The organism is Paraglaciecola sp., assembly GCF_039964565.1.
Classification (GTDB): domain Bacteria; phylum Pseudomonadota; class Gammaproteobacteria; order Enterobacterales; family Alteromonadaceae; genus Paraglaciecola.
The window spans coordinates 1-22431 of the sequence record NZ_JBDVXF010000028.1; the positions used below are offsets into that span (position 1 = coordinate 1).

Here is a 22431-nt window from a genome sequence, read left to right on the forward strand (position 1 = left end):
TCTCCCTTTGGGCGAGGTTTAAAAGCACCTACTCTGCGTTGCTCGAACTTACAATAGAATAACTATTGCTTCATTCGAGCGCCTTGATTAGGTGATTTTAAATCTCGCTGAGCGATCAATTGTTAGGATGGATTGGTATTATAACTTTTAGGCTGTCGCTTATCATTAGGTAGGTATTGGGCCTACTTTGAATGATTGTGTTTCAAAGCAGGCTATTTGATCGTTAGTCAACGAGACAATTACTTTAGTTAAAGTTCTAGCTATTCCGGATGAAATGCTTGAGCAACCCGTGCAATTTGATCCCTCATCCAGATATGTGCATCATCTAAATCAGCGCTCATGTGCCAATACAAAAAGTATTCAAGTGGTGGTAATTCAAACGGTAATTCATACATTGCCAAATCATAATGTTTAGCAAGATGGTAAGGTAAACAAGCAATCAGATCGGTTTTAACAAGGGTCGAAGGTACGGTCAAAAAGTGCTGACTGCGCATCACTACCTTGCGTTTTTCACCTGCTTTGTCTAAAGCAACATCGATTGGTCCTACGCCGGTTTTTCTATGAGAAACATTGATATGACCAAGCTGCAAAAACTCGTCCATATTCATTCCTTGAGATAACGAGGGATGATTTTTACGTGCTAAGACGACAAATCTATCTTGTGCGATTTTTTGTTTACATAAATGTTGGTCGCTAAATGATGATGCGTCAGCGTAAAAATCTAAATTACCACTGGCCATGGCAGAGACAATGTTTTTTCGTTCAATTTCGTAGTTGGTTAAAGAAATTTTTGGCGCACTTTTTTGTAGTTGCCCCAATAAGCGAGGAATAATACTAACTTCCAATAAATCTCTGCATGCAAAATTGAACGTTTTTTCAGCCTTAAGAGGATCGAATATATGACTTTCTTGTACACTTTTTCGTAATAGACTTAGGGCTTCTCTTGCAGGACCTATGATGTTCTGAGCTACTGGAGTGGGTGTCATACTGTGACCCGTTCGAACAAATAAAGGGTCGTTGAGCATTTCTCTTAATCGGGCTAAAGAGTTACTAACTGCTGGTTGCGTAATGCACAACACATCGGCTGCTTTGGTTAAACTTCCAGCTGTGTAAATTGCGTCAAAGACAGCAAATAAGTTTAAGTCAATACGGTGCAAATTCATAAACATTACCTAATACAATAAATCTGCAAACAGGATACGTTATTTATTAGTTAAATCAATGTTTGGCTATAGTTAATATTCATTACATTGATATATCAAAACTTGATAAGCTTAAGCATTCTGAAATAAAAGGGTAACGTTATGAGTAAAAAGCTATTAGAACTATCCACTGGTGAGCAGCTTCCTGTGGGCGATTGGATCAGTATTTCTCAGGCTGATATCGATTTATTTGCTAAGGCAACCAACGACCATCAATGGATACATGTTGACCCCGATCGTTGCAAAAAAGAGAGCCCATTTGCGACAACCATAGCACATGGTTATTTGACAGTAACGCTTATGCCCAACTCGCTATATCAGTCTATTCAGCCCGATCCTATTTACCAATCCTTACTGAATTATGGTGTAGACAAAATTAGATTTATTGAACCTGTTCGTGTTAATGACCGAGTTAGATTTGTGTCTACGTTAATAAAGACAGAGCAAAAAGCATCGGGTAAGTTATTTTACTTTGAAACAACTGCTGAAATTGAGGGGAGAGACAAACCAGCTATGAAAGGTATATTTCTCACTTTGTTGGTTGGTGCGAAATAAAAGTCCCTATAGAAAATGACGCCAATTTTAACAATTAAATTAACAAACCTCCTCTCTGGTCTGACCATAGCCTGTGAATATATTAACATATAAGCAACATTAAATTTACATAATGCAGTCCTCAACCTACTATCAGTGTGGAGTGTCTAAAATATTGATTTTTAGGCACTTAAGGAAAAATAATATTATTGGAATTAAATAGCTAAGTGCTCTTTGTTTGCGGTACTTGGTTTGCTCCGTCTAAATGATGGTTGTTTAATATCTAATAGCTCACCTATTGGGGACACATTATGAAAATTAAAACAAAAATATCTACCCTAGCCGTAGCAATTTCTGCGCAACTATTGGCAGCGAATAGCATGGCTATTGCTCAAGAACAAGAAGTAAAAGAAGACCAAGCCATTGAGCTTATTATGGTCACGGGTAGTTTCGTGAGGCGCAGTGAAAATTTTGAATCACCATCACCTTTGGCTGTAGTTGATAGTGTCGCTATTGACGCTATTGGTGCAAAAAGTATTGGTGATATTACTCAAACATTGACTATTAATACCGGTGCTGAAAACACGCCTGATGCGTTTACTCAAAATGCCACCGCCGGTACATCTAATATGAATCTCAGGGGCCTTGGGGTTGCATCGACATTAATTTTGTTAAATAACAAACGTCAAGTTGTCACGGCCCAGCCTAATAATGCTGGGGTCAATTTTGTTGATACCAGTTCATTGATCCCTATGATCGCTTTAAATCGAATGGAAATAGTGAAAGATGGGGCCTCAGCATTATATGGTTCTGATGCTGTGGCTGGAGTTGTCAACTTCATTACTAAGCGAGATTATGAAGGGACCCAAGTTTCATTAGATTATCAAGATGGTGCCCATGGGGATAATAAGGAGTATACAGTTCAGGGCTTATGGGGGACAGTAGGAGACGATAGCAGTATAATGGCTGCAATTAGTTACACCAATCGCTCGCCACTCTTTACTGGTGATCGTCGTTTAAGTCGTCCGCAAGATGATACTAGCTCCTTAGGTAGCCCTGGTTCATATTTTCTAAATGGTACACCTTTTATTGATCCAACAGGCTGTACTGAGTTTGGTGGTTCCGAAATTCTACTTGCGCCCTCAGGCACAGTGCCAGGTTTAGAAATTGGCTTTTGTGGATTTGATTTTGGTAGGACCTACTCATTTGTTCCTGACGAAAGTCGATTGTCCACATTTGTTCAAGCTAAGAAACAATTGACTGATAACATTGAGTGGACAACCGAATTTTCGACTGCTAGAAACCGAGCAGAACGAGGGGGATCGCCCACTTTTCCAATATTAACCTTCCCAACAGTTCCTGCTGACCACCCAGGTAATCCATTTGGCGCAGATGTATCCTATTTCGGTCGTGAGATTGGTAATGCCGGAGACGGCACTTCTTTCCCTGGAGACCCTGCCAATACAGAATCTGATACGTTTAGATTCAGTACTATGTTACAAGGTGAGTTGGATACTGGTTTCTGGGAAATCAGTTATACGGCCGCTAGAAATAACTATCTGTTTACAGTAAACGATACCTTGGCTCAAGAATTCCAAAATGCTCTCAGGGGATTTGGTGGTCAAGGGTGTGATCCCATTACAGGAACAGCAGGTGTTGGAGCGTGTGAATATTTTAATCCTTTTGCAACCTCGTTTACGGTATTACCTAACTCACAGAATGTGATTGATTCATTTACTGGTCGTGAAGAAATTGATTCAAAATCAAACCTCGAAGTGGTTGAGGCGTTTGTTTCGACAGAGCTATTTGAAATGGAAGGTGGTTCAGCCGGATTGGCATTCGGCGCTCAGTATCGCTATCAAGACCTGACCCAGGACTACGATTCCCTCGCCAATCAAGATAGGTTTTCCTTTGTTATCGGTAATGCCGATATTTACGGTGAGCAAGATGTTTACGCTTTGTTTGGTGAGTTAGCTTTGCCCGTTAGCGATGATATGGATATTCAAATAGCTCTTAGATATGAAGATTACGGCGGTACCACTGGCGACACTGTCGATCCAAAGTTTGCGGTCTCTTGGCGAGCAACTGAGGACTTTTCTTTACGAGGCTCTATTTCAACATCCTTTAGAGCTCCCTCAATCTTTCAAAGAGATGGTGGTGGAACCAGTTTGAATCAAATGGTTGATCCATTAACAGGCGCGGCGGCATTTGCTGCTGACAGAACCTCGGGTAACGACCAATTAGTACCTGAAGAGTCTACCGCCTATAACCTTGGGTTCTCCCTCGAACCTGTCGATAGTTGGTCAATTGAAGTGGATTATTGGAACTTTGACTTTACTGATTTGATCATCAAAGAGAATTTTCAAGCGGTTTTAAATGCTGAGCCTCAGAATCCAGAGAGAGTAATAAGAGCTGGGGATCCATTAAACGGTCCATTACTCCAAGTTTTGACTACTTATGTCAATGCCAGCTCACTTGAGACTTCTGGACTTGATCTTGTATCCAGTTATCAATTGGAGACTGAGGTAGGTACTTTTACTCCAAGCATAAGCGCGACTTATATTTTGGCTTATGACTTAGTTGATCCTCAATCAGGGCCTATTGATGGTGTTGGGTTACGTAACTTTAGTAACATCGGTGTATCGACACCTGAAATGCGAGCCAATTTAGGATTGAATTGGAAGCATGATTCTTTTTCTGCCAACATTTTCGCTCGTTACATTGACAGTTACAGTGACGATCAAAATTGCGCAGACGGAACTGTGTTTTCAGCAGCTTGTACTCAAGGATATAAAGATGTGGATAGCCACTTAACTTGGGATGCTCAAGTGAATATTGATCTTGGTGGCGTGTTCGAAACTGAAGGCGCATACGTTTTGTCTTTAGGTGGAGTTAATCTAACTGACGAAGAGCCTCCGCAATTGTTCACTAATGCGGGTTTTGACTCTAAAGTGCATGATCCTAGAGGTCGTCAAATTTATGCGCGACTAGCAGTCGAGTTTTAATTTAAACAGTAAGTTAAGAATTCCCAGCTAGTCTGGGAATTTTTTTGTAAATTTTTTGTTCCATTAGACTTTCGCCAATATTGAGGTTTACCTTTTATTCCTATTGCAACACGCACACACTATCCACAATTATAGAGGCAATAGAAATGGGGAAACTGACTGATGGAAAAGTATTCTAAACAACAAATTCAAACTGAATTGGATAAAATTAATCAAGATTTAGAAGATGAGCAAAAGTGGTGTATAAGTGATGAGAAGTTAAGCAAAACGTTCAAGTTCAAAAGTTTTATTCGGGCGTTTGGATGGATGTCACAAATCGCTATTTGGGCCGAAAAACTCAATCATCACCCTGAGTGGTTTAATGTATATAATAAAGTGGAAGTCCAACTTACGACGCATGACGTTGGTGGAATAAGCGAGTTAGATTTTAAACTAGCGCAAAAAATGGAAGCCTTTTCGAAATAATAGAATGTAGTTTTATTATTGAATTTCATTGCAATAACTAATAGAACAATAAAATAGATGTTTAATTCAACGAATTGTTCGGCAATTGAGCGGTTAAACATGTTTTTAGTATTTATCTGTATTATCCACTTGCGTGACTAAGTTTGCTATGTATAATACGCCCCACTTGAGAAGCGGAAGCGATAAATTACTTCCAACTCATAGAAGATTTCAAGCGCGGGATGGAGCAGTCTGGTAGCTCGTCGGGCTCATAACCCGAAGGTCGTAGGTTCAAATCCTGCTCCCGCAACCACTTTTTAAAACTTGGCTTTTAGCGAGTTTTTTGTAAGATTAGTGGACTAGGGTCCAGAAACAAATAACCCCGCTTGTACGGGGTTTTTTTGTACTTCAAGTTTTAGTTCTGTTTCTGGGCATTTGGCCCTTTTTTTGTTTTTGGAGCAATATTTTGTCGCAACTCGAACAAAAGCTGACGGATATGTTAACCGCACCTGTAGAAGCATTAGGCTTTGAAATGGTAGGCGTAGAGTTTATACGTGCCGGTAAACACTCGACGCTACGTATTTTTATTGATCATCCTGACGGTATTGGTGTTGAACACTGTGCCGAGGTAAGTCATCAAGCCAGTGCTGTATTAGATGTTGAAGATCCTATCAGTACCGAATATAACTTAGAAGTGTCATCTCCAGGAATGGATAGGCCTTTATTCAAAGAGGCTCACTACCTAGAGTGTTTAGGTGAAGTAGTGACTCTTAAATTAAGAATACCTATGGGTGATAGACGTAATTTTAAAGGAAAAGTGTTAGCCTGCGAATCCGGTAATCTAACATTAGAAATTGATAACCAAACCCATGTTTTGGCTATTGCGAATATAGAAAAAGGTAATCTAGTTCCATCTTTTGATTAGGGATAGCGAACTGACAAAACTGTCGGAAAAGAGTAATCAGTGAGGCAACAATGAATAAAGAAATTCTGTTAGTGGCTGAAGCCGTTTCAAATGAAAAACAGGTTCCAAGAGAAAAAATCTTTGAGGCGTTAGAATTTGCTATCGCCAGCGCCACCAAAAAGAAGAATGAAGGCGAAATCGAAGTACGCGTAAGTATAGATCGTGAAACCGGTAACTTTGATACCTTTCGCCGTTGGTTAATTGTGGCTGATGACCACGAACAAGAAAACCCAACTGCTGAAATGTCGTTATCGGCTGCTCAAATGGACGAACCAGACAAACAAGTAGGTGATTTTGTTGAAGAACAAATTGAATCTATTGCATTTGACCGAATCACCACACAAACAGCCAAACAAGTTATTGTTCAGAAAGTGCGTGAAGCTGAACGAGATCAAGTGTTGGCTGAATATGAAGATCGTGTTGGCGAACTGGTTACTGGTACGGTTAAAAAGGTTAATCGTGACAATGTTATTATTGACTTAGGTAATAACGCTGAAGGTGTTATCTACCGTGACGACATGTTACCTCGTGAAACCTTCCGTGCGGGTGACAGAGTTCGTGGTTTACTCTACGTAATCCGTCCTGAAGCACGTGGCGCGCAATTGTTTATTAGTCGAACACATCCAGATATGTTGGTTGAGTTGTTCCGTATTGAAGTACCAGAAATTGCTGAAGAAACCTTAGAAATTAAAGCCGCGGCACGTGATCCAGGTTCAAGAGCAAAAATTGGCGTTAAAACTAACGACAAACGTTTAGACCCTGTAGGTGCATGTGTTGGTATGCGTGGTTCGCGAGTTCAAGCAGTATCGGGTGAATTAAGCGGTGAGCGTGTTGATATAGTGCTTTGGGATGATAATCCAGCCCAATTTGTTATTAATGCGATGGCTCCAGCAGAGGTGGCGTCTATTGTTGTTGATGAAGACAAACATTCAATGGATGTGGCTGTTGAAGCTGACAATTTGGCACAAGCCATCGGTCGTAGCGGTCAAAATGTTAGATTAGCTAGCCAACTTACTGGCTGGGAATTAAACGTTATGACAGTAGAAGACTTAACTGCTAAGCATGAAGAAGAAAACGCTAAGGTCTTAACTGTGTTTACCGCTGGTTTAGATATTGACGAAGATTTTGCTTCTGTGTTGGTAGATGAAGGTTTCACCACGCTTGAAGAAATCGCTTATGTGCCAATCAACGAATTGCTCGAAATCGAAGGATTAGAGGAAGAGATGGTTGAAGAGCTTCGAAATCGTGCGCGTGCGACACTTACAACAAGAGCGTTAGCGACGGAAGAAACCCTAGAGGCTGCAGAGCCCAAAGAAGAGCTGCTAAATCTTGCAGGTATGGACAGACATGTTGCCTATACCCTTGCAAGTCGCGGCATTACCGATCTCGAAGGCCTTGCAGAACAAGGTACTGATGAGATTTCAGATATAGAAGAATTGAGCGATGAGAAAGCCGGTGAGTTAATCATGGCTGCTCGTAATATCGTTTGGTTTAATGAAGAATAGGTCAACAGGAGGAATTCCCATATGGCAGAAGTATCCATAGAAAAACTTGCCACTGATATAGGTACGACCGTTGACCGTTTGGTTCAGCAATTTAAAAGTGCCGGTATAGTTAAAGCAGCCGGTAATGATGTAACAGAAGACGAAAAGCGCATTTTATTGGACTTTTTGAGTAAACAACATGGTGGAACAGGTTCAGAAGCGCCTAAACGTATGACGTTGCAGCGCAAGACAACAAGCACCTTGAGTGTAGGTAAGTCTAAAGCTGTGACTGTTGAAGTGCGCAAAAAACGCACCTATGTGAAACGTTCTGATGTTGAAGAAGCTAAAATGGCTGAAGAAGAAGCTAAACGGTTAGCCGAAGAACAACAAGCTAAACTTGAAGCTGAAAAGCAAGCCGCTGAAAAAGCTAAAGCCGCCGCTGAAGAAAAAGCTAAAGCTGCAGCTGAAGCCAAGGCTAAAGCAGACGCTGAACGCGCCGCTCGAGCTGAAAAAGCAAAAGAAGCCCGCGCTGCTGAAGAATCGGCATTAAGTCCAGAAGAAAAAGCAGAGCAAGAAGCTACTCGTGCTGAAGCAGAAAAACTTCGTAAGGTTCAAGAAGAAGAAATTCAACGCAAGCTTGAAGAAGATGCCAAGAAAGCCGCAGAAGAAGCTAAAAAGCTAGCTGAAGAAAATTCACGTCGCTGGAAAGAAGAAGAAGAGCGTCGTAAGAAAGAAGAAAAAGAAGAAGTTCACGTTCATTCAAACCGCTACGCCCAAGAAGCGGAAGATGCGGATGATATTAAAACTGAACTTGGCGGACGTAGACGTAAAAAATCTAAGAGAAATGCAGGTTCAGAATTAAAGCACGCATTTAATAAGCCTGCTCAGCCTGTAGAACGTGTGGTTCGTTTAGGTGAAACCATCACAGTAAGTGAGCTCGGCAGTAAATTAGCGATTAAAGCCACTGAAGTGATTAAAACCCTCATGAAAATGGGTGAGATGGTGACAATCAACCACGTACTAGATCAAGAAACTGCAGTATTAGTAGTGGAAGAAATGGGTCATAAATATGAGTTGGTTAACGACAATGCACTTGAAGATGAGTTGATAGCTGACGCTTCGGGTGGCAAAAAATCTTCTCGTGCTCCAGTTGTTACCATTATGGGTCACGTTGATCATGGAAAAACCTCATTACTCGATTACATTCGCCGTGCAAAAGTGGCCGACGGTGAAGCCGGCGGTATTACTCAGCATATTGGGGCATATAGTGTAGAGACCGATAGTGGTCGTATTGCCTTTTTGGATACGCCCGGTCACGCCGCGTTTACCGCTATGCGTGCCCGTGGAGCGGTAGCTACCGATATTGTTATTTTGGTTGTTGCGGCTGATGATGGCGTAATGCCACAAACCAAAGAAGCAGTACAACACGCTACTGCCGCAGGTGTACCTTTAATTGTTGCAGTGAATAAAATAGATAAAGAAGCAGCGGATCTCGATAGAGTGAAAACTGAATTGTCGCAGCTTGAAGTTATTTCAGAAGAGTGGGGTGGTGAACATCAATTTGTTAACGTTTCAGCTAAAACTGGTCAAGGTGTTGATGAGTTATTAGAAGCTATAAGCCTACAAGCTGAGGTTTTGGACTTACAAGCCGTTCCTAGCGGACCTGCGAAAGGTATTGTTATAGAATCGCGTCTTGATAAAGGTCGTGGTCCTGTCGCATCTGTACTTATCCAAGAAGGTGAACTAAGAGCCGGTGATATTATGTTGTGTGGTGAAGAATACGGACGTATTCGTGCTATGCGAGATGAAAACGGTAAAGATGTAAAAGTTGCAGGGCCTTCAACACCGGTAGAAATATTAGGTTTGTCAGGTGTGCCTATTGCTGGTGAAACTGCGATTGTAGTGCAAGATGAGCGTAAAGCTCGTGAAGTAGCTACAAAACGTCATACCAAACAACGTGAATTAAAATTAGCGAGACAACAAAAAGCTAAGCTTGAAAACATGTTTGCCAACATGGAAGCGGGCGATGTGAGCGAACTAAATGTTGTGCTTAAAGCTGATGTACAAGGTTCTGTTCAAGCGATATCTGAATCATTGACTAAGTTGTCAACAGATGAAGTTAAAGTGAATATTGTTGGTAGTGGAGTAGGTGGTATTACCGAAACAGACGCTAGTTTAGCGGCGGCTTCAGGTGCAATTGTGGTTGGTTTTAATGTTAGAGCCGACGCCTCAGCCCGCAAAGTAATCGATACCGAAGAGATTGATTTACGTTATTACAGCATTATTTATCAATTGATTGATGAAGTGAAACAAGCCATGAGTGGTATGTTAGCACCTGAATTCAAACAAGAAATTATCGGTTTAGCTGAAGTACGTGATGTGTTCAAATCGCCTAAAATTGGTGCGATTGCAGGATGTATGGTTACTGAAGGTACGGTTAAACGTAGCAGTCCTATCCGCGTATTACGTGATAACGTGGTGATTTATGAAGGTGAGCTTGAATCACTTAGACGCTTTAAAGACGATGTACAAGAAGTCCGTAATGGGGTGGAATGTGGTATCGGCGTGAAGAACTACAACGATGTGAAAGCAGGCGACCAAATCGAAGTATTTGAAACTGTTGAAGTTAAGCGCGAACTGTAGCCTTTATCGCTTTAATAGGTTTAAATTATAGTTGAATAAACGGGGGCTTCGGCCTCCGTTTTGTTTGCAAAACACACAAGTGTTGGGAGAAGCAATAAATGGCAAGAGAATTTTCTAGGACTGACCGAGTTGGTCAGCAAATCCATAAAGAAATCGCCAGTATTTTACAAAATGAATTCAAGAACCGAGATCCTCGGCTTGGTATGGTGACCGTGGCGGGTGTTGAAGTCTCTCGAGATTTGGCACATGCGAAAATTTATGTGACTTTTTTTGAAAATGACGAAGAGCAAGTTAAGAACTATTTAACTATTCTTGAAGATAACAAAGGTTTTATCCGTTCTTTGTTGGCAAGTCGTATGCGAATGCGAGCTGTACCCGCTGTAAAATTTGTTCGTGATGGCTCCTTGGCTGAAGGTATACGTATTGCCAATTTAGTGAGTGAAACCTTAAGTAAGGACGCCGAACGCGCCAAACTTGCAGGTCGCTCTTTAGATGAGCAAGAGTCTGATGAAGGTGAGCAAAAGTAGTTGTTATGGGTAGAAAAAGAAAAGGTCGTGCCATTAACGGCATATTATTGCTAAATAAAGGCTTAGGCCTGTCATCTAACCATGCATTACAACAAGTTAAACGTATGTTTAACGCCGCGAAAGCGGGGCATACTGGTGCATTAGATCCTTTGGCGACGGGCATGTTACCTATCTGTTTAGGTGAAGCAACCAAGTTCTCACAGTTTTTATTGGACACCGATAAAACCTATCAAGTTACAGCTAAGTTAGGTGTACGTACCACAACGTCCGATGCTGACGGTGAGGTGGTTGAAACTCATCCGGTTAATGTTTCGCAATCGCAGCTAATTGCAGCTTGTGAGCAATTTAAAGGGCCTATTAAGCAGGTTCCTTCAATGTTTTCGGCGTTAAAACATCAAGGTAAACCTCTGTATTTTTATGCCCGACAAGGTATTGATATACCCAGAGAAGCCAGAGATATCACAATATTTAGTTTATCTATCGACAGATTTGAAGAAGATGAAGTGGATATGACAGTGCATAGTAGTAAAGGTACTTATATTCGTTCATTGGTTGATGATCTTGGACAGGTCCTGGGCTGTGGAGCATATGTAAGTAAATTGCATCGAACTCAAGTAACCGACTATCCAGTTGAAAAGATGTTGACTATGGAGTCACTGCAAGCCCTCAGAAATGAGATTGACAATGAAACGGCAGATTTATTGGATGACGAAACGTTTTCTGTAATGGATCAACTACTCATGCCTATGGATTCGGCAGTTAAAACCTTAGATTCGGTAGAAATAGATCAAATTGCTGAAAGTTTCTTTAGAAATGGTAACCCAGTCAACTATATCGGTTCTGTTGAATACCCAGAAGATACGTTAATTCGGGTATATAGCAAAGACAGTGGTTTGTTTTTAGGTGTAGGTTTTATCGATACTGACACTAAAATTGCGCCCAAGCGCTCTGTTGTGTATAGCTAAAGAGATAGATTGTGAATAAGTGCGATATTTGTCGACATAAAACTTGTTATTAAGTTTAGCGTCGCTATAATACGCGCTCTTTTTGACTCGCTGAATTAGTGATTGGCGGGTTGTATCTTTAAACTCTTATTTATTGGAGAATATTATGTCACTAAGTACTAATGAAACAGCAGCAATCATTGCTGAATATGCAGTTAAAGAAGGCGATACAGGTTCACCTGAAGTTCAAGTTGCTTTATTAACAAATAACATCAACAAATTACAAGGTCACTTTGCGGATCATAAGAAAGATCACCACTCACGTCGTGGACTTCTTCGCATGGTTAGCCAACGTCGTAAGTTACTTGATTATCTTAAAGGTAAAAACACTGAGCGTTATCAAGATCTTATTAAACGTTTAGGCCTACGTCGTTAATCGATGTTTGCTTTAAAAAAAGACGCGAAAGCGTCTTTTTTTATGCCCTAAAGAGACTGCTTTTCTTGGTTATTTTTGTATGACCCTCCTTGTATGCGTTCTTCTGTTCGACTTCAGCAGCTACAGTAAAAAATAAACTCTCCAAACAATGCTCTTCGTTCAGTCGAGTGGAAGTCAATAGATCAATTGCATTAGCTTTTGCAGTAATTAACGAGAGCGAGAGTATCTTCTTAATATCTCATAAATATTCTAAGTGAATATTTGTAAGACTTCGAAATTTTCAGTTTGCTTCAATAAGTTTCGGTTTATTTCTTAATTTGTAGGTGTTAATGTTGTTTTAATCGTTATTCCAACAATGAAAATAGTAACCGCAATAAAAACGTTAACCTAATTTTTGTGTAGGCCGTGTTAAGACGTTACTTGTCAATACATTTTCACAACCAAACTTCGGAGATTTCAATGTTATCAGTACACTTTAGTTCTATGTTAAAGGTGCTATCTATCTTGCTTTTTTTGACAAGCTTAAAAGGGGCTGCAACGACCGAAATTGCCTCGCCAGAAAAAGTTACTCACTTCGAGCAGCTTAATCTTAGTAATGGTTTATCTAAGACGCCGCCCATGGGGTGGAGTAGCTGGAATAACTTTGGTGTTGAAATAAACGAACAGTTACTCATAGAAACGATTGATAGCATGGTTGCTAACGGCATGCGTGATGCTGGATATATTTATGTGAATTTAGATGATGGCTGGCAGCGCTACAAAGGCAGCAGAGAGGATAGCCCTTTAGAATACGACCCTTTAAAATTTCCGCGAGGCATTAAGTTTGTAGCTGACTATGCACATTCTAAAGGTATGAAGTTAGGTATTTACTCTGGCCCAGGTGTTGATACTTGTGCTGGTTATACTGGAAGCAAAGGGAATGAAATGGAAGATGCCGCCATGTTTGCTTCTTGGGGAATTGACCATCTTAAATATGATTCCTGTTGTTCCCATGCGAAAGAGTCTGCGGAAGTAGTACGAGATGTATTCGTCAACATGTCAAAAGCACTACTTGAGCAAGAGCAAGATATTGTTTTACACGCTTGTCATTGTGGTTGGACTAATATTTGGGAGTGGGGGGCTGATATTGGCGCTAATCATTGGCGGATTGGTCAAGATATCTCAGATGACTTTGATTATCCTGATAATCGTGAAGGTTATTATTACGATGTGTTGGATATGCTTGATCGCGGGGTTGAGCTGCACAAGTACAGCAAGCCTGGACAATGGAATGATTTTGATATGTTGATTGTTGGATTAAATGGTGTGAGCAAAGAGCTGGTTGGCGCTGGTGCATCAAATATCGAATATCGAACACACTTCTCTTTGTGGTCGATACTCTCTTCACCTTTGTTAACCGGAAGTGATATACGAAACTTAGACGACTATACCTTGGAAACATTAACGAATCATGAGGTAATAGCGCTAAATCAAGACGCGCTTGGTTTACAAGCTCAAAAAGTAAAGGATGATGGGGATTTAGAAATTTATGCTAAGCCCTTAAGTGATGGTAGCTGGGCTGTTTTGTTGCTTAATCGCGGTGGTACTACCGCCAAGATGACCTTGAACTGGGAAAAAGATTTAGGACTCAAATGGAAAAACGTCAATATTAGAGATCTTTGGAAACACAAAAATGTAAAAAGAGACGAAGAGTCTTATAGTGTTGATGTTATTGGACATGAAGCTAAGGTATTACGAATCATTAAACAATAGAAGTGGGCAGTGTTTTTTTAAACATTTATTGATGGTAATCCCAGATATCCATTTATGTAGTTAAAATGGCTACTAGCGAGGCCTTTATTACTTAATTTATAAGGCAGCTAAAGCAGTCAATCAAACAACACGGATGTTGACTGAAGATGGCAATTAACAATACTCTCTCGGTAAATTTGTAAAGCGTTAAACTTATCGCGCTGCATCACTACACAAATTGTTAATTGTGATTTGCATGATAACTCATGAAAGTTCTAATCATTAACGGCTAAAAAACATACGCTTAGTTTTGTCGATCAAGGCAAAGTCTAGAGTTTCTTATATCTGAATCGTTTCGATACCATGCACTGGCAAGCACTGATATTTCGCTACAGTAATCGGGTGTGTGATGAAAGAAGTTTTTATGAAAATTCTAGTCATACTCTTAACCTTATGTTTCTCTTCATTTACCTTAGCGAGTCAATCACCTAGCTTAAATGCTGCTAAACAATGGTTGAAAATCATAGACGACAAATATGTTGGAAGTTGGCAAAACAGAGAAAATATTTGTAAGTATCTTAAGCGTAAAATTGTGATTGTAGCGATTTAGAGGCAAAAAAAAGCGATCCTATAGGATCGCTATTTTTAAAAATGATAATTAACTATTTATCAATTTTACTATACGGACGTTGGGCTTCACCAGTATACAACTGACGTGGTCGACCAATTTTTTGTCCTGGCTGGCTTAACATTTCATGCCAGTGAGATACCCAACCTACAGTGCGCGCTAAGGCAAATATACAGGTAAACATATTAGTAGGAATACCAATTGCTTTAAGGATTATTCCAGAGTAAAAATCAACATTCGGGAATAATTTTTTCTCTGCAAAGTAGGGGTCACTCAATGCAATACGTTCAAGCTCCATTGCTACGTTAAGTAACGGATCGTCAATGTTAAGTTCTTCTAATACTTCGTGACAGCTTTCGCGCATTACAGTGGCTCGCGGATCGAAGTTTTTGTAAACCCTATGGCCAAAACCCATCAATCGGAATGGGTCATTTTTATCTTTCGCTCTCGCGATAAACTCAGGTATACGGTCAACAGAGCCTATTTCTTGAAGCATATTCAAACAGGCTTCATTGGCTCCACCGTGAGCTGGTCCCCACAAAGAAGCAACACCGGCAGCAATACAAGCGTAAGGGTTGGCACCAGAAGAGCCTGCCAAACGTACTGTAGAGGTAGAAGCATTTTGTTCGTGATCGGCGTGCAAAATAAAGATTCTATCTACTGCTTTTGCAACAGCTGGACTGATTTTGTAGTCTTCAGCAGGAACAGAAAACATCATATTTAGGAAGTTTTCTGCATAGCTTAATTTATTGCTAGGATAAACAAATGGCTGGCCGATATTGTATTTATAACACATGGCCACCAGTGTAGGCATTTTGGCTACTAAGCGATATGCACTTCGTAAACGTTGCTCTGGATCATTGATGTTTAAATCGTCATGGTAAAACGATGCCATAGCACCCACTGTACCGCACAACATTGCCATTGGATGGGCGTCCCGTCTAAATCCACGGAAGAAGTTATTGACTTGATCATGGACTAAAGTGTGGCGAGTAATTGTATCTTTGAACTCTCTATATTCTTCAGTATTTGGCGTTTTGTCATGCAAAAGCATATAAACCACTTCAATATAATCAGCGTCGCGAGCTAGTTCTTCAATGGAATAACCTCTGTGAAGAAGAATGCCTTTAGCACCGTCAATATAGGTAATTGATGATTCACATGAGCCAGTTGCCATAAACCCAGGGTCATAGGTAAAGTACCCATTAGCGCCGAGAGACCTTATGTCTATTACATCGTGGCCTGCAGTTCCTGACAAAATCGGCAGTTCGATTTCTTTGTCACCCGCTTTTAAAATGGCTTTATTGTCTGCCATACACTGTTCTCCTCAGAATCGTTTTGTGTTCGATAAACAGCATATTTTGCTATTTACTAGGGGGGAAATTGCCGCTATTTGAACTTATAATGACTTACAAAGTCAATTTTTATGCGTTTCCGCTTATTAAATATTCACTTCTTTGGTCACACCAAGCAAATAAAATTTTAGCATAGCTTGGTTAAGTTTCGTATTAGGCAAGTATTCTATTTCGGTGCTATCAATTTTAAACACTTCTTATTACTTATAAACCTTTAATAAAGAACAATAATTGTATTTATTTGAATGGCTGGATATACTTCTGGGGCTCACAGCGCTTCATATTGAAAAGACTATTTTTAGTTTACTTTTTGTTAACAAAGCGATAACAATCTTATGGATGAGAAATAAAGTTATAGCAAAAAATTTACACGCAAATGTTATTAGCCTAAATGTTTAAACCACCTACGGGTAAAAAGAGCGATAAACGTGAAAAAACAAAGACCAGTTAATTTACAACTCAATACTATTAGTTTTCCTCCTGCAGCTATTACTTCCATTCTCCATCGTATTACAGGCGTCGCAATGTTTTTTGCGTTGATGTTTGTGATCTGGGCATGGGCAACGTCTGTATCTTCTTTAGAAGGGTTTGAATTTGTTCAAGAACAAATGGCAGGCCCTTTAGGTAGGTTTGTTGCGATAGGCACCATTTCCGCCTTGATTTACCACGTATTAGGTGGTGTCAGGCACATGATTATGGATATGGGGCATTGGGAAGAGCTTCAATCAGGAGATCTCAGTGCCAAGGTTATTATTGCAGCATGGATTATCTTAACCATCATTGTAGGAGTTGTATTATGGTAACCGGTCAAGCAAGTTTAAAACGAAATGGTGTTCAAGACTTTGTAACCATTCGCGCTACAGCAATCATTATGACTGCATTTTCCTTGTTTATGGGATGGTTTTTCATTTGTACCCCAGAAGTGACATACGCAGTTTGGACTGATTTGTTTTCTGGATTGGCGATGAAAGTCTTCACTTTTATGACATTGGTTTCAATTATGTTTCACGTGCGTATCGGCATGTGGCAAGTCTTAACTGACTATGTAAAAGCACCTGGTTTGCGTGCGTTTGTTCAATTTATCCTTAACCTAATTGCATTCGTTTATGTAGTCGTTGGTTTATTTGTTTTGTGGGGTGTGTAAATGAGTATTCCTGTTCATGAGTATGATGCAGTCGTAATTGGTGCTGGTGGCGCGGGTATGCGCGCAGCATTGCAGATTTCAGAGTCAGGTAAATCTTGTGCTTTGTTGTCAAAAGTATTTCCTACTCGTTCACATACGGTGTCAGCTCAAGGTGGTATTACTGTTGCTTTAGGTAATGCCCATGACGATAACTGGGAATGGCATATGTACGATACGGTGAAAGGCTCTGATTATATCGGAGACCAAGACGCTATCGAATACATGTGTAATACCGGTCCAGAAGCCATTATTGAAATGGAAAATATGGGTCTACCTTTTTCACGTTTTGAAAACGGAAAAATTTATCAGCGACCTTTTGGTGGTCAATCACAAAATTTTGGTGGTGAACAAGGTGCACGTACTGCTGCTGCGGCGGATAGAACAGGGCACGCATTGTTGCATTTGCTATATCAACAAAATGTTAAAAATAAAACCAAAGTATTCAGTGAGTGGTATGCATTAGATTTAGTCAAAAACCAAGACGGTGACGTTGTAGGTTGTACTGCTATTGATATCGAATCTGGTGAAGTCGTTTATTTCAAGTCTAAAGCGGTTGTTTTAGCGACAGGTGGTGCTGGGCGTATATATGCTTCTACTACCAACGCTCATATCAATACTGGTGACGGTCTAGGTATGGCGCTTCGCGCTGGTGTTCCAATGCAAGATATGGAAATGTGGCAGTTCCACCCGACAGGTATTGCAGGCGCGGGTACCTTAGTGACCGAAGGTTGTCGTGGTGAAGGTGGTTACTTATTAAATAAAGATGGCGAACGTTTTATGGAACGTTATGCGCCAAATGCTAAAGACTTAGCTGGTCGTGACGTTGTAGCCCGTTCAATGATGACCGAAATTCGTGAAGGTCGCGGTTTTGACGGTCCTTTAGGCCCGCACTGTAAGTTGAAACTCGACCACTTAGGTAAGGAAGTTCTTGAGTCACGTTTACCAGGTATCTTAGAGTTGTCACGTACTTTTGCTCACGTTGATCCTGTAAAAGAACCTATTCCAGTTATCCCAACTTGTCATTATATGATGGGTGGGGTACCAACTAATGTTGATGGACAGGCCCTTAGTATTGACGCAAACGGTAACTCTTCACCCATTAAAGGCTTATTTGCCTGTGGTGAAATTGCTTGTGTATCTGTACATGGCGCTAACCGCTTAGGTGGTAATTCGTTGTTAGATTTGGTGGTGTTTGGTCGTGCAACAGGACTACATCTTGGTCAAGCTATTGACGGTATCGATGCGCGTGGCGCGTCAAGCGATGATGTCGATGCGGCTTTAGTTCGTTTTAACCGTTGGGAAAATTCAACGCCAGGTAAAGGCGAAGACCCTGTTCAAATCAAGAAAGATTTACAGCAATGCATGCAATTAAACTTCTCGGTATTCCGTGAAGGTGATGCAATGGCAACCGGTTTGAAAGAGTTAGGTGAAATTCGCGAAAGATTAGAGAATGCTCGTCTAGACGATAAAAGTAACGACTTCAATACGATGCGTATTGAATGTCTAGAATTAGATAACTTGATGGAAACTGCTTATACAACAGCAGCAGCAGCTAATTTCAGAACGGAAAGCCGTGGTGCTCATAGCCGCTTCGATTTCCCTGATAGAGATGATAGCAATTGGTTATGCCATTCTGTTTATTTACCAGAAACCAAATCAATGATAAAACGTGAGGTGAATATGACACCTAAATTGCGTGAAGCCTTTCCGCCTAAAGCAAGAACGTACTAGGAGTAACGACCATGCAATTAAATTTTTCAGTTTACCGTTACAACCCAGATGTTGATGACGCTCCTCGTATGCAAGACTATCAATTAGAGGTCGAAGAAGGCCAAGATATGATGGTCTTAGATGCATTAATAGCGCTAAAAGAAAAAGATCCTACTTTGTCATTCCGTCGTTCATGCCGAGAAGGTGTGTGTGGTTCAGACGGTGTTAACATGAATGGTAAAAACGGCTTGGCCTGTATAACGCCACTTTCGGCACTAAAAGGGTCTAAAATCGTGGTTCGCCCGCTACCTGGATTGCCTGTAGTGCGCGATTTAGTGACGGACATGACACAATTTTATACTCAGTATGAAAAGATCAAACCGTTTCTTATTAACGATGATAATCACGCTCCAGCTCGTGAATTTTTGCAGTCTCCAGAAGAACGAGAAAAACTCGACGGTTTATACGAGTGTATTTTGTGTGCGTGTTGTTCAACCTCGTGCCCTTCATTCTGGTGGAACCCTGACAAGTTTATTGGTCCTGCAGGTTTGTTACATGCTTATCGCTTTTTGGCAGATAGCCGCGATACGGCAACAGATCAGCGTTTAGGTGAGTTAGATGATGCCTTTAGTGTGTTTAGGTGTCACGGCATTATGAATTGTGTCAGTGTTTGTCCTAAGGGATTGAACCCAACTAAAGCGATTGGCCATATAAAATCCATGCTGTTAAAACGAGCAGTATAGAATTTACATAGAATAAAATACCGTGTGCCTGTGCACACATAATTGCAAGTCTGATTAAAGCAAGGGACGACAATGCAACAAAGCGTGATGAAAGCATGGTGGGACTCTTCCCACATGGCTGGTGGCAACGCTACTTATATAGAAGAAATGTATGAAGCGTATCTAGATGATGCGCAAAACGTATCTGAAGAATGGCGAGGTTTTTTTGAAAACCTACCTAAACTTGATGGCGTAGAAGTTGAAAGCAAGCACAGTCAGGTTCGAGATCAATTTCGAACCTTGGCAGCGCTTGGTCCTGCTGCTCGAGCTGGTTCTGGTGCTACTCAATCCAATATAAGCGGTGGTGACGAAAAACAAGTTAAAGTATTGCAGTTGATCAATGCCTTTAGATTTAGAGGTCATCAACATGCCAATCTTGATCCCCTAGAGTTGTGGAAACAACCTAGAGTTAGAGATTTAGAACTCTCTCACCATAACCTATCCGAAAAAGATTTCGACACTACTTATAATGTGGGTTCTTATGCCATTGGCAAAGAGACTATGCCTTTAGGTGAGTTGTTTGCGTCGCTTAATCGTACCTATTGTGGCTCTATCGGCACAGAATATATGCATATAACCGACACTGAACAAAAGCGTTGGGTTCAGCATCGTATTGAATCGGTACAAGCTAAACCAGAAATTTCCCGGGAAGAAAAAGTCAGTATTCTTAAAGGTTTAGTGGCAGCTGATGGTATGGAAAAATACCTAGGTTCTAAATTCCCTGGTGCAAAACGCTTTTCTCTAGAGGGTGGTGATGCATTAGTTCCTATGTTAAAAGGCCTGATTAGTCATGCTGGTAGCAAGGGGACCAAAGAAGTCGTGATTGGCATGGCGCACCGCGGAAGAATTAACACTTTAGTTAATGTGTTAGGTAAGAATCCTTCGGTGTTATTTGATGAATTTTCTGGTAAACACGATGATTCTCTTGGTGCCGGTGACGTAAAATATCACGCCGGTTATTCTTCTGATTTTGCTACACCAGGCGGTAACTTACACTTAGCGTTAGCTTTTAACCCGTCACATCTTGAAATAGTAAATCCGGTTGTTATTGGTTCTGTTCGCGCTAGGTTAGACAGACGCGGTTGTACCGACGGTTCAGTAGTATTGCCAATTACTATTCATGGTGATTCCGCCATAGCGGGTCAAGGTGTAGTACAAGAAACCTTCAACATGTCGCAAACTCGTGGTTTCCAAGTTGGCGGCACAGTCCGAATTGTTATTAATAACCAAGTAGGTTTTACTACTTCTAATATCGAAGATACTCGTTCTACTCAATATTGTACTGATATCGCTAAGATGGTTCAGGCGCCGATATTTCACGTGAACGCGGACGACCCTGAAGCGGTTTTATTTGTTACTAAACTAGCCCTTGATTACCGTAATCAGTTTAAACGTGATGTAGTCATCGATTTAGTCTGTTATCGCCGTCACGGACATAACGAAGCGGATGAGCCTAACGCAACTCAGCCTTTGATGTATCAAAAAATTAAAGTACATCCTGTTCCTCGAAAAATTTATGCCGAGCAATTGATAGCTGAAGGCAGTATTGAAGAGCACGAAGTTAACAAATTGGTAAGCGATTATCGCGCTGCACTCGATCATGGAGCCTGCGTGGTAGAAGAATGGCGCCCAATGACTGAACATTCGGTTGATTGGTCACCCTTCCTTGGCCATGACTGGGATGCACAATATGATAGCGCGATCAGTGTTGAAAAAATTAAAGAGTTAGGCGAGAAGCTTTGTACTTTCCCAGCTGAGCATAAACTACAATCCCGTGTGGCTAAGTTGTATAAAGACCGTGAATCTATGGTCAATGGCGACAAAGCACTGGATTGGGGGATGGCCGAAAATCTGGCTTATGCTGCTATTGTTGACGGAGGCAGTCATATTCGTATGACAGGGCAAGACTCTGGGCGTGGTACTTTCTTCCATCGTCATGCCGTTTTGCATAACCAAACAAATGGTTCTGCATACATGCCTCTTGCTAATTTACACGCCGACCAAGGCAAGATAGAAATTTATGATTCTGTTTTGTCTGAAGCTGCAGTACTTGCGTTTGAATTTGGATACGCAACAGCAGAGCCTGGTACGTTAACCATTTGGGAAGCCCAATTTGGTGACTTTGCTAATGGTGCACAAGTAGTAATTGATCAGTTCTTGAGTTCTGGTGAAGCCAAGTGGGGGCGTTTGTGTGGATTAACTATGTTATTACCTCATGGTTATGAAGGGCAAGGACCAGAGCATAGTTCTGCGCGATTAGAACGTTTTCTACAGATGTGTGCAGATCACAACTGGCAAGTATGTGTGCCTTCGACACCCGCACAAGTATTTAATATGTTGCGCCGTCAGGCGTTACGTCCGATGCGTAAACCACTGATTGTTATGTCACCTAAGTCTTTGTTACGTCATCCTTTGGCTGTATCTAGCATTGAAGAGTTGGCTGAGGGTGTGTTCCATAATGTTATCGATGAAATTGATGATATTAACCCAAGCAAAGTGAAGCGAGTGGTGATGTGTTCTGGCAAAGTCTATTATGACTTGTTAGAGCAACGTCGTAAAAATGAACAAACCGATGTCGCTATTATTCGAATTGAGCAACTTTATCCTTTCCCTCATGGTGAAATCGAAAAAGTAGTGAGTCGATTCAAACACGTTAAAGATTGGGTTTGGTGTCAAGAAGAGCCTCAAAATCAAGGTGCTTGGTATTGTAGTCAACATCATTTTTGGGCAGCGGTTCCAAACTCAGCTACATTAACCTATGCCGGTAGAAAAGCCTCTGCTTCTCCTGCGGTAGGCTATATTTCAGTTCACAACCAACAGCAAAAAGACTTGGTTGATGATGCATTAACAATTAAATAA

18 protein-coding genes and 1 tRNA gene are annotated in these 22431 nt (G+C 40.9%); 17 read left to right on the top strand and 2 right to left on the bottom strand.

Annotation, left to right across the window (positions count from 1 at the left end; translation table 11 throughout):
• Positions 1-260: 260 nt before the first annotated feature.
• Positions 261-1163 (bottom strand): LysR family transcriptional regulator, encoded by a 903-nt coding sequence (locus ABJK37_RS10890; RefSeq protein ID WP_215926215.1) that lies wholly within the window; start codon positions 1161-1163, stop codon positions 261-263.
• 141 nt (positions 1164-1304) lie between these two features.
• Between ABJK37_RS10890 and ABJK37_RS10895 the strand changes: the two genes are divergently transcribed.
• The 12 genes from ABJK37_RS10895 (at position 1305) to ABJK37_RS10950 (ending at position 14524) form a co-directional block, all read left to right on the top strand.
• On the top strand, positions 1305-1757 hold the full coding sequence (locus tag ABJK37_RS10895) for a MaoC family dehydratase (protein ID WP_348353209.1): 453 nt from the start codon (positions 1305-1307) through the stop codon (positions 1755-1757).
• A 290-nt stretch (positions 1758-2047) separates the two neighbouring features.
• Positions 2048-4741, top strand: a complete 2694-nt coding sequence (locus ABJK37_RS10900) for a TonB-dependent receptor (RefSeq protein WP_348353211.1) — start codon at positions 2048-2050, stop codon at positions 4739-4741.
• A gap of 159 nt (positions 4742-4900) precedes the next feature.
• Complete coding sequence (locus tag ABJK37_RS10905) at positions 4901-5206, top strand: 4a-hydroxytetrahydrobiopterin dehydratase (protein WP_348354422.1); 306 nt, start codon at positions 4901-4903, stop codon at positions 5204-5206.
• 215 nt (positions 5207-5421) lie between these two features.
• Positions 5422-5498: transfer RNA gene (locus tag ABJK37_RS10910), tRNA-Met, on the top strand.
• 153 nt (positions 5499-5651) lie between these two features.
• Entirely contained in the window at positions 5652-6110 is a 459-nt protein-coding gene (gene rimP, locus ABJK37_RS10915; protein ID WP_348353214.1) for a ribosome maturation factor RimP, read from the top strand.
• Between the two features lie 50 nt (positions 6111-6160).
• Positions 6161-7654 (top strand): transcription termination factor NusA, encoded by a 1494-nt coding sequence (nusA, locus tag ABJK37_RS10920; RefSeq protein ID WP_348353217.1) that lies wholly within the window; start codon positions 6161-6163, stop codon positions 7652-7654.
• A 21-nt stretch (positions 7655-7675) separates the two neighbouring features.
• Positions 7676-10276, top strand: a complete 2601-nt coding sequence (infB, locus tag ABJK37_RS10925; RefSeq protein ID WP_348353220.1) for a translation initiation factor IF-2 — start codon at positions 7676-7678, stop codon at positions 10274-10276.
• A 98-nt stretch (positions 10277-10374) separates the two neighbouring features.
• Positions 10375-10803 carry a 30S ribosome-binding factor RbfA gene (gene rbfA / locus ABJK37_RS10930; RefSeq protein ID WP_215926201.1) on the top strand — a complete coding sequence of 143 codons (429 nt, stop codon included), beginning with the start codon at positions 10375-10377 and terminating at the stop codon, positions 10801-10803.
• Between the two features lie 5 nt (positions 10804-10808).
• Positions 10809-11768, top strand: a complete 960-nt coding sequence (gene truB, locus ABJK37_RS10935; protein WP_348353223.1) for a tRNA pseudouridine(55) synthase TruB — start codon at positions 10809-10811, stop codon at positions 11766-11768.
• A gap of 145 nt (positions 11769-11913) precedes the next feature.
• The gene (gene rpsO, locus ABJK37_RS10940) at positions 11914-12183 is read left to right on the top strand and encodes a 30S ribosomal protein S15 (protein ID WP_215926197.1); all 270 of its coding nucleotides are present in this window, start codon (positions 11914-11916) and stop codon (positions 12181-12183) included.
• A gap of 459 nt (positions 12184-12642) precedes the next feature.
• Complete coding sequence (locus ABJK37_RS10945; RefSeq protein WP_348353226.1) at positions 12643-13935, top strand: glycoside hydrolase family 27 protein; 1293 nt, start codon at positions 12643-12645, stop codon at positions 13933-13935.
• A 403-nt stretch (positions 13936-14338) separates the two neighbouring features.
• The gene (locus tag ABJK37_RS10950; RefSeq protein ID WP_348353228.1) at positions 14339-14524 is read left to right on the top strand and encodes a hypothetical protein; all 186 of its coding nucleotides are present in this window, start codon (positions 14339-14341) and stop codon (positions 14522-14524) included.
• A 52-nt stretch (positions 14525-14576) separates the two neighbouring features.
• Here the strand turns inward: ABJK37_RS10950 and gltA are convergent, their stop codons facing one another.
• Positions 14577-15857: a citrate synthase gene (gltA, locus tag ABJK37_RS10955; RefSeq protein ID WP_215926189.1), complete on the bottom strand. Its 1281-nt coding sequence runs from the start codon at positions 15855-15857 to the stop codon at positions 14577-14579.
• A gap of 468 nt (positions 15858-16325) precedes the next feature.
• Here gltA and sdhC point away from each other — a divergent pair, with 468 nt between their 5' ends.
• The 5 genes from sdhC (at position 16326) to ABJK37_RS10980 (ending at position 22431) form a co-directional block, all read left to right on the top strand.
• On the top strand, positions 16326-16700 hold the full coding sequence (sdhC, locus tag ABJK37_RS10960) for a succinate dehydrogenase, cytochrome b556 subunit (RefSeq protein WP_348353231.1): 375 nt from the start codon (positions 16326-16328) through the stop codon (positions 16698-16700).
• A complete protein-coding gene (gene sdhD / locus ABJK37_RS10965) occupies positions 16694-17041 on the top strand; it encodes a succinate dehydrogenase, hydrophobic membrane anchor protein (RefSeq protein WP_348353233.1) in 348 nt (115 codons plus the stop codon). The genes sdhC and sdhD overlap by 7 nt, the downstream gene beginning before the upstream one ends.
• Complete coding sequence (gene sdhA / locus ABJK37_RS10970) at positions 17042-18811, top strand: succinate dehydrogenase flavoprotein subunit (RefSeq protein ID WP_348353236.1); 1770 nt, start codon at positions 17042-17044, stop codon at positions 18809-18811.
• An 11-nt stretch (positions 18812-18822) separates the two neighbouring features.
• Complete coding sequence (locus ABJK37_RS10975) at positions 18823-19533, top strand: succinate dehydrogenase iron-sulfur subunit (RefSeq protein ID WP_348353239.1); 711 nt, start codon at positions 18823-18825, stop codon at positions 19531-19533.
• A 72-nt stretch (positions 19534-19605) separates the two neighbouring features.
• Entirely contained in the window at positions 19606-22431 is a 2826-nt protein-coding gene (locus ABJK37_RS10980; protein ID WP_348353241.1) for a 2-oxoglutarate dehydrogenase E1 component, read from the top strand.

Bases quoted from the DNA above. Each gene is read 5' to 3' on its own strand.
- ABJK37_RS10890 (WP_215926215.1), bottom strand. From the start codon at position 1,163: ATGAATTTGCACCGTATTGACTTAAACTTATTTGCTGTCTTTGACGCA.
- ABJK37_RS10895 (WP_348353209.1), top strand. From the start codon at position 1,305: ATGAGTAAAAAGCTATTAGAACTATCCACTGGTGAGCAGCTTCCTGTG.
- ABJK37_RS10900 (WP_348353211.1), top strand. From the start codon at position 2,048: ATGAAAATTAAAACAAAAATATCTACCCTAGCCGTAGCAATTTCTGCG.
- nusA (WP_348353217.1), top strand. From the start codon at position 6,161: ATGAATAAAGAAATTCTGTTAGTGGCTGAAGCCGTTTCAAATGAAAAA.
- infB (WP_348353220.1), top strand. From the start codon at position 7,676: ATGGCAGAAGTATCCATAGAAAAACTTGCCACTGATATAGGTACGACC.
- rbfA (WP_215926201.1), top strand. From the start codon at position 10,375: ATGGCAAGAGAATTTTCTAGGACTGACCGAGTTGGTCAGCAAATCCAT.
- truB (WP_348353223.1), top strand. From the start codon at position 10,809: ATGGGTAGAAAAAGAAAAGGTCGTGCCATTAACGGCATATTATTGCTA.
- rpsO (WP_215926197.1), top strand. From the start codon at position 11,914: ATGTCACTAAGTACTAATGAAACAGCAGCAATCATTGCTGAATATGCA.
- ABJK37_RS10945 (WP_348353226.1), top strand. From the start codon at position 12,643: ATGTTATCAGTACACTTTAGTTCTATGTTAAAGGTGCTATCTATCTTG.
- ABJK37_RS10950 (WP_348353228.1), top strand. From the start codon at position 14,339: ATGAAAATTCTAGTCATACTCTTAACCTTATGTTTCTCTTCATTTACC.
- gltA (WP_215926189.1), bottom strand. From the start codon at position 15,857: ATGGCAGACAATAAAGCCATTTTAAAAGCGGGTGACAAAGAAATCGAA.
- sdhD (WP_348353233.1), top strand. From the start codon at position 16,694: ATGGTAACCGGTCAAGCAAGTTTAAAACGAAATGGTGTTCAAGACTTT.
- sdhA (WP_348353236.1), top strand. From the start codon at position 17,042: ATGAGTATTCCTGTTCATGAGTATGATGCAGTCGTAATTGGTGCTGGT.
- ABJK37_RS10975 (WP_348353239.1), top strand. From the start codon at position 18,823: ATGCAATTAAATTTTTCAGTTTACCGTTACAACCCAGATGTTGATGAC.
- ABJK37_RS10980 (WP_348353241.1), top strand. From the start codon at position 19,606: ATGCAACAAAGCGTGATGAAAGCATGGTGGGACTCTTCCCACATGGCT.